This is a genomic window from Cytobacillus sp., assembly GCF_964223445.1.
Lineage (GTDB): Bacteria > Bacillota > Bacilli > Bacillales > Cytobacillaceae > Cytobacillus.
This window is the reverse complement of the sequence record NZ_CAXQGS010000036.1, coordinates 1-6666: the sequence shown is the minus strand read 5'-3', so window position 1 is coordinate 6666 and position 6666 is coordinate 1. Positions and strand designations below refer to the sequence as shown.

The 6666-nt window shown below is 40.3% G+C and carries 4 protein-coding genes and 3 pseudogenes; 2 read left to right on the top strand and 5 right to left on the bottom strand.

Translation table 11 applies throughout. From position 1 onward, the window contains the following. A pseudogene (locus ACEQ1T_RS04895) lies at positions 1–83 on the top strand (ATP-binding protein); the annotation flags it as partial. Between the two features lie 52 nt (positions 84–135). Here ACEQ1T_RS04895 and ACEQ1T_RS04890 read toward each other — a convergent pair. Together ACEQ1T_RS04890 and ACEQ1T_RS04885 are read right to left on the bottom strand one after the other, a co-directional pair. Beyond that, positions 136–414, bottom strand: a pseudogene (locus ACEQ1T_RS04890) (GNAT family N-acetyltransferase); the annotation flags it as partial. Between the two features lie 144 nt (positions 415–558). After that, positions 559–1008 carry a GNAT family N-acetyltransferase gene (locus ACEQ1T_RS04885; RefSeq protein WP_370221934.1) on the bottom strand — a complete coding sequence of 150 codons (450 nt, stop codon included), beginning with the start codon at positions 1006–1008 and terminating at the stop codon, positions 559–561. 727 nt (positions 1009–1735) lie between these two features. Here ACEQ1T_RS04885 and ACEQ1T_RS04880 point away from each other — a divergent pair. After that, positions 1736–3292 (top strand): amidase family protein, encoded by a 1557-nt coding sequence (locus ACEQ1T_RS04880; protein WP_370221932.1) that lies wholly within the window; start codon positions 1736–1738, stop codon positions 3290–3292. A gap of 342 nt (positions 3293–3634) precedes the next feature. Here the strand turns inward: ACEQ1T_RS04880 and ACEQ1T_RS04875 are convergent. The 3 genes and pseudogenes from ACEQ1T_RS04875 to ACEQ1T_RS04865 all read right to left on the bottom strand — a co-directional run. Further along, positions 3635–3989 (bottom strand): annotated as a pseudogene (locus ACEQ1T_RS04875) (helicase); the annotation flags it as partial. A 61-nt stretch (positions 3990–4050) separates the two neighbouring features. Continuing rightward, positions 4051–5187, bottom strand: coding sequence for a mannitol-1-phosphate 5-dehydrogenase (locus ACEQ1T_RS04870; RefSeq protein WP_370221930.1), 1137 nt, complete (start codon positions 5185–5187; stop codon positions 4051–4053). Between the two features lie 12 nt (positions 5188–5199). Beyond that, positions 5200–6666, bottom strand: a 1467-nt coding sequence (locus tag ACEQ1T_RS04865) for a BglG family transcription antiterminator (RefSeq protein ID WP_370221928.1), incomplete at its 5' end; no start/stop codon positions are given.

The following is a 6666-nucleotide window of genomic DNA, read 5'->3' as shown; positions in this document are numbered from 1 at the left end:
GTGTGGAAGTAATCCATGGTGGTGAAAACGAGGAAAGTCATCGCATGAAAAACCGAAAAAGCATTTTTTCGGCAAAAGTGTAAAAAGGAAACGAGCAAAAAGTGTAAAATTCGACTTGACGTCTACACCTTTACCACGATATTCTGGGATAAGGTAAAATAAGTTAACATATCCAACCCTCATGCTATCAAATGCCTTAATTTGCAACTCAACTTGCCCCACTGGTTTACCATTGTTTTCTACAAGAACAATACCGCCTGGAAATTTCACAAGCCTATCTTCAATCTTTTTTAGGTAACTTTCGTTATCTCCAAATAAATTATCGTCACCAAAACTGATTACATATGAATCTCTTCTGAACTTAATTATCGTTTTTGAATCTTTTGATAGGTCAATGCTACGAAAGGAAATCAATGTGAATCCCAACCCTTTTAAGAATTCTATTATTTAATATTCGACATAAACAATCTATCAGTCCTTCTTCAATAAACCTTCCCCTTTTATCGAATAAGAAAAAGCAATGCTTATTTGGGCATTGCCTGCTTTCCTTCTGGGCTGTTAAATAATACTTAATTCTAAATATTCGTCAGCTTCCTTAAACCCAAACTTCTTATATACAGGTCTTCCCATATCTGATGCACCAAGCCAGATTCTTCGTATACCAGATAACTTGACCTCTTCAACTAATTTTGATAATAGATGTTTTGCAATGCCTTGACCTCGGTAATTTTCGTTAGTGTACATATTTGCAATATATGCCTTTTTTCCAGTTTTATTGGTATAGCTGGGTGGGAAATCATAAAAAATTACTGCACCACAAGCTATAATTTCATCATCATCTTCTACAAGCCATTGGATAAGCCTGCCCTCACTTAACTTATCTTTAAAGAAAACTGATAGTTCCTTATCAATATCAATACTTGGTTCTAACCCCTCATCAACTAATTGTTTTTTTCTTAGCTCAACCATTTTTTCAATATCGTTCAGGTTTGCTCTACGATATTTCAACATCTTATCACTCCTAACGATGAATTGTATTCTTCATTCTTAATTATAAATCCTTCTTCCATAAACCTGCCCCTTTTATTCAACAAAAAAAGCCGCCTGGTTTGGCTGCTGATGTTGAACAAAAGTACCTGTTAGTTCAACAAGGACCGTGAATAATTTCTTTATTTCTTCGACACCTTAACAATTTTAAATAATAAAAATCCCAAACCTAACATTATAGCTAATAATAATAACGGAAACAGGATATTTGAAATCACCAACTTCTCCTCCTGAGATTATTTATATCTAAGTTAAATTTTACTATAAAATCCCATTGTATTGTTAATGGTTCTTGTGCTAACCTGCCCCTCTTGTTGAATAAGGAATTCAGCAAAAAGTGGCGATATCCTCTGCTTCTAATAAATTCACAATAGGCATCCAATAACACTCACGCTCTCTATGGCCACATGAGTACAGTTATTTAGTTTAATCAAATCCACTAACTGTGAATATTCTTGTCTTTTAAATGATGAATACCCCTAATTCTACCTATTTTTTCAACATGTATCATTAAGGACCTAAACTTAAGGCGGTTCCAGGCACCGGAATTTTTTCTGCCTGTTCAAGTGGAATAAAATGAATCCTTCTAATTCCCTATATAACCTAGTCTTTCATGACCTTCCTCTTATATACAGTATAATTATAGATTGGTATATTCAAATTATTCAAAAAATGAAAGGAGTTCCAAATGGAAAAGTGGTATAACAAATTTATATTTTTCTTCACTGCTCTAGTATTGGCTTTGGGGCTATACGCAGCTCCAGCAGGTGCTGTTTCTAATTTAGCGAGCCCCGTCGCTGAAAGAGTTTTATCTGCTGAGATTGAGGAAGCGACGATATTTGAATTGCAGCATGCGATGCAGAAGGGGGAGCTTACCTCTGAGGAATTGGTTCAATTCTATCTCAACCGAATTGAGGAGTACGATGACAGCATTAACTCCATCATTACAATTGACGAAAATGTATTAGAAGAAGCGAAACAACTAGATAAAGAGCGTAAAGCTGGAAAAGTTCGGGGTCCCTTGCATGGAATTCCGGTTATATTAAAAGACAACTATGATACATATGATATGCAAACTACTGCAGGATCCCTTTCACTTGAAGGTTCCATCCCACTAAATGATGCCTATCAAACAAAAAGATTAAGAGATCAAGGTGCTATCATCTTAGGGAAAGCAAACCTGCATGAATTTGCTTTCGGATTCCAAACAATTAGTTCCCTTGGCGGACAAACCTATAATCCATATGATTTAACAAGATACCCAGGTGGTTCAAGCGGTGGTACGGCAGCAGCGGTAGCTTCCAACTTTGCCGCTGTCGGATTAGGGACAGACACTGGCGGGTCCATCCGAATACCTTCGTCCTTTAATAACCTGGTTGGACTTCGCCCTACTATGGGACTTGCCAGCCGCGATGGAATCATTCCACTTGCACTATCACAGGATGTTGGCGGACCGATGGGACGTACGGTTGAAGATGTGGCTGTCGTGCTCGATGCAATTGCTGGCTATGACCCAGCAGATCCAGCTACCGAAGCCAGTATCGGGAAAGTTCCAAAAACCTATACTCATTATCTTAAGAAAAATGGATTAAAGAAAGCTCGGATAGGCGTTATTCGCGACCTTTTTGGGAATGATCCTAAAGTCCATAAAGTGATGGATCAAGTGATTGCGGACATGGAGGCACTTGGAGCAGAAGTGTTCGAGGTAACCGTTCCCAGGCTTAGTCCAATTCTTTCTTATCCAAGCTTAAGCGGATACGAATTTAAATTTCAGTTAAATGATTATTTGGCTAGCCTTGGGCCGGATGCACCAGTAAGAACATTATCAGATATTATAGATAGCGGGAAATTCCATCCAAGCTTGGAAAGTGGATTAAAATCCCGAAATGAAAGAGAATCCTTGGAAAATGATGAGGAATACCAAGACATTGTTACCAATCGTCCTAAAATGGCAAGGGAAAGCTTACTGGCAACGTTTAATGAACATGACCTTGATGCACTACTCTATCCAACTTCGAGTGCTTTACCGGCACAGGTGGGCAAAAGCCAAGGTGCAGGGAATGCAAATCGCTTAAGTCCTTATTCAGGATTCCCTGCAATCACGGTTCCTGCTGGCTTCAGTGACAACGGCCTTCCAGTCGGGCTCGAGCTGCTAGGAAAAGAATTCGATGAGCCAACATTGATTAAACTGGCCTACGCTTATCAAGAAGGAACTAACCATCGAAAAGGGCCGGAACTAAAATAAGAACTTCTTAGAATGAGGTCAGTCCACTAGCGCTGCAAGTCTTGAGATAATAAAACAAGTTTTACATCATTTTTTGTAAAAAGGAACTCAGCAGAGTACTGCAGTTTTCTTACTTCAATTCTTTATTCTTATTCCAAATTTGGGCCCATCTCTTTATTTCCATAATCTAAGAATAGGGATCGCTTAAGCGATCCCCTTCTTTTAACATTAGCACCCGTTAAATAAGGAAAAGGCATCATTCTTAATTAATAATCGAATTTTAAGCTGCATAATTATCAGCTGATCTTGAACATACGCAACAAGGTATACTGCCCGTTAATCGAAAAGAGATCCCTCTTAGCTTTAAGTTTGACAAAAGATAAAATGATCATTAGGATTCCAAACGTGCAGATAATCTGCAATGTATACCCGCAGCCATAACACGCCGTTTATTCGTCTAAGATAGAAGCCTTTTGGAAAATCATCATCTTCGCACAGTATCTCCGAGCTATTGTAATAGACCCAGATGGAGCTTGAATTCCGGTAAAGTATTCCCCGAATAATCCTCTGGCTGATCCAGATATTCCATTCACAAATAAGGCCCCAGTTCAAGCGGACACAATCCCAAACCTAGATCTTCCGCTTTTTTAAAGATTTGAGCCGTAGTAGCTCAATCAGGGAAGCCTAGATCGCCTACCAGTTTTTCTCCATACTCATTCCCACCGAAAATCCCACAAAAAATAAGGCTGCCGAACCATTTCAGCAGCCTTAAATCCAATTTATTTTTTCAATGCTTCATACTGTTTCAGTACTTCTTTAGCAAGCTCGCCTGATTCTTCCAGTCCGCACACTTCTTTCAGCACAAGCAGTACTCCGTTGTCTTGAATCATTTCCTGGAGCTTTACCGCTTCTTCGTCTTCCCTGTTATCAAACAATAGTGCCGCAGCAATAGCTTTAGCGAGGTTTGTGTAAGATAAGCCTGCTTTTTGTGCCTGCAGTGACGGGCGAACCAGTCTGTCTTCAGGGCCAAGCTTTCTTATCGGCGAACGTCCTACTCTTGTGACACCGTCATTCAAGCGGGCATTTTGGAATCGGCCGATAATTTTATCAATATATTTTTGATGCTCGTCAGGATTCAGATCATATCGATGAGTCAAATAGGCCCCTGTTTCACCGAGTGTTGCCTGAACCTGCTTATAAATTTCTTCATCTGCAAGTGTCTGGTCGATGGTTTCTTTTCCGCCCAGATATCCGAAATAAGCAATGACGGCGTGTCCAGTGTTAACCGTGAACAGTTTTCTTTCGATAAAAGGCGCGAGCTCCGGAACAATTTTCATTCCTTCGATATGCGGAATGTCTTCTTTCGTTTCCACAACCCATTCATGGTACGGTTCAACAAGAACATCCAATGATCCGTGGTTGTTTTGGATTGGGACAATTCGGTCTACAGCGGAGTTTAGGAAAGAAACACCGGTTAGATTTACATCGCTGTCAAGATGCTCCATTATATAGCCTTTTAAAAGGTCAGTCGCAGAAATCTGATTTTCACATGCAATGACATAAAGCTGCTCGTTAATGCCTGCCTCTGCTCTTGCAGCCAGGCCTTTTGCAATTAATGGGGCAATCCGCGGAAGGATGTTAGGGCCGATTGCTGTTGTTAAGAAATCAGCCTGCTTAATGGCCTCTATTACTTCATTCTCCTGTTTCAGGTTATTCAATCCTGAAACATTTTCAATGGTCATGGATTCCTGTTCGTCTGCAGCCAGCAGCACTTGATATTGTTTTTCTTCGTTCAGCTGATTAATGATTTCGTCGGCAATATCCACAAAAGTTACATGGTAGCCTGACTGTGAAAATAGGGCCCCGATAAATCCTCTTCCAATGTTCCCTGCTCCAAAATGCACTGCTTGTTTCATCGAATCATTCCTTTACTGATTTATTTTAAAATGAGACTGCAGATATTCCGTAAAAATCGATTCCAGCTTCTTGTAAATCATGTCTTCATTAGCTGAAGAAAAAATTAGAATTGCTTCCTCTGTCTCAATAATATTTGTGCTGATTAAGCTTAAAATCTCCTGCTCTCTTCTGCTCAGCTCGAGTGGTGCCAGCATGAGCAGCAGGTTTTTCAGAAGAACATCACTCCCGTCCATCCCCTTCACCATGCATGGCTCGGGAAGATGGGCAATCTGAAAAATAAGTTCATGGACGTTTTTACTGCGGGCATGAAAGAGAGCCATATTGGTTTCAGGTATGCCAAGCCCGCCTTTTTGTTCCCGCTCCCTTAAGGATTGCAGGACATCTTCAGCATTAGCCAGCAAATGATCTCCTTCGGCATTCCCAAGCATTTTCCTAAGAATCTGCTCCTGGCTTTCTCCTCCATCCATCCGGTAAAAACGAAAGTTATGAATAAGAGACTCGATGCTCTCCTGGATATCTCTTACTTCCTCAAGCATTGCGGATAAAGTAAGGTTTCTCTGTTCAGCCTGTTTGATCCCATCCTCCGGCTGATATTCTTTTCCTTTGGTCAGGCTTCCAATATTGTTCTTCAAATAGTTTTTTATGGTGAGTATATTTTCATCGCTTAAGAGCGGATTCACCAATATGTACTCAGCATTTATAAAAGGAAGTCTGACTGTAGAAAGAATTAAATCATATTCCTTCAAATCAGCACCCTCTGATATTTCCTTCATCGACTTGATTTCGATTACATCAATCTCAGCTGCTTCTTTTTTCAGCCTGCTTTTTAGCATCTTGGATGTGCCGATGCCCGTCGGACAAATGACAAGCGCCTTAATGGAAAGATTCTCTTCCTGCATGACCAGGGCTGAGCCAAAATGAAGGACGATGAACGCGATCTCGTCATCGGAAAATTGATCAATGTCTGTAAATTCCTCTTCAAGGCTTTTTTTTACAGCCATGAACAGAACCGGATATTTTCGCATAATTTCTTCTTTTAGCGGGTTATAAGATTCCATATTCTGTTTCATTCGGAATATGGATGGCTCCATATGGGCCAGCAGTCCCTGGAATAAGGAAAAATCCTTGGTCAAATCCACATGCAGCTGTTCCGAAACAGATTTAATCACGTTTTTGATCATTTGGGCGAGCACAAGGCTGTCATATGGAAAAGCCTCGGCTCCGCTCAATTTGGTCCCTTTAAGTATTCGTGCGAGGTATAGGATATCCCCTTCTGAAAAACTGCAGTCAAATTTTTGTTCCAGCTTGCTTGTTATCTGCTGCATCAAACCGTATTCAACAATAACTTCCTTTTCAGGAAGGGTATCATTCTGATCCACAAAAAGCTGTTTTAGGGTCCTCTGCAGAGAAATGCTTACATGCAGCACAACCTCCAGGTATCCGCTATCAGCAAACCGGGCAGGTGCACCAGAAAAAAC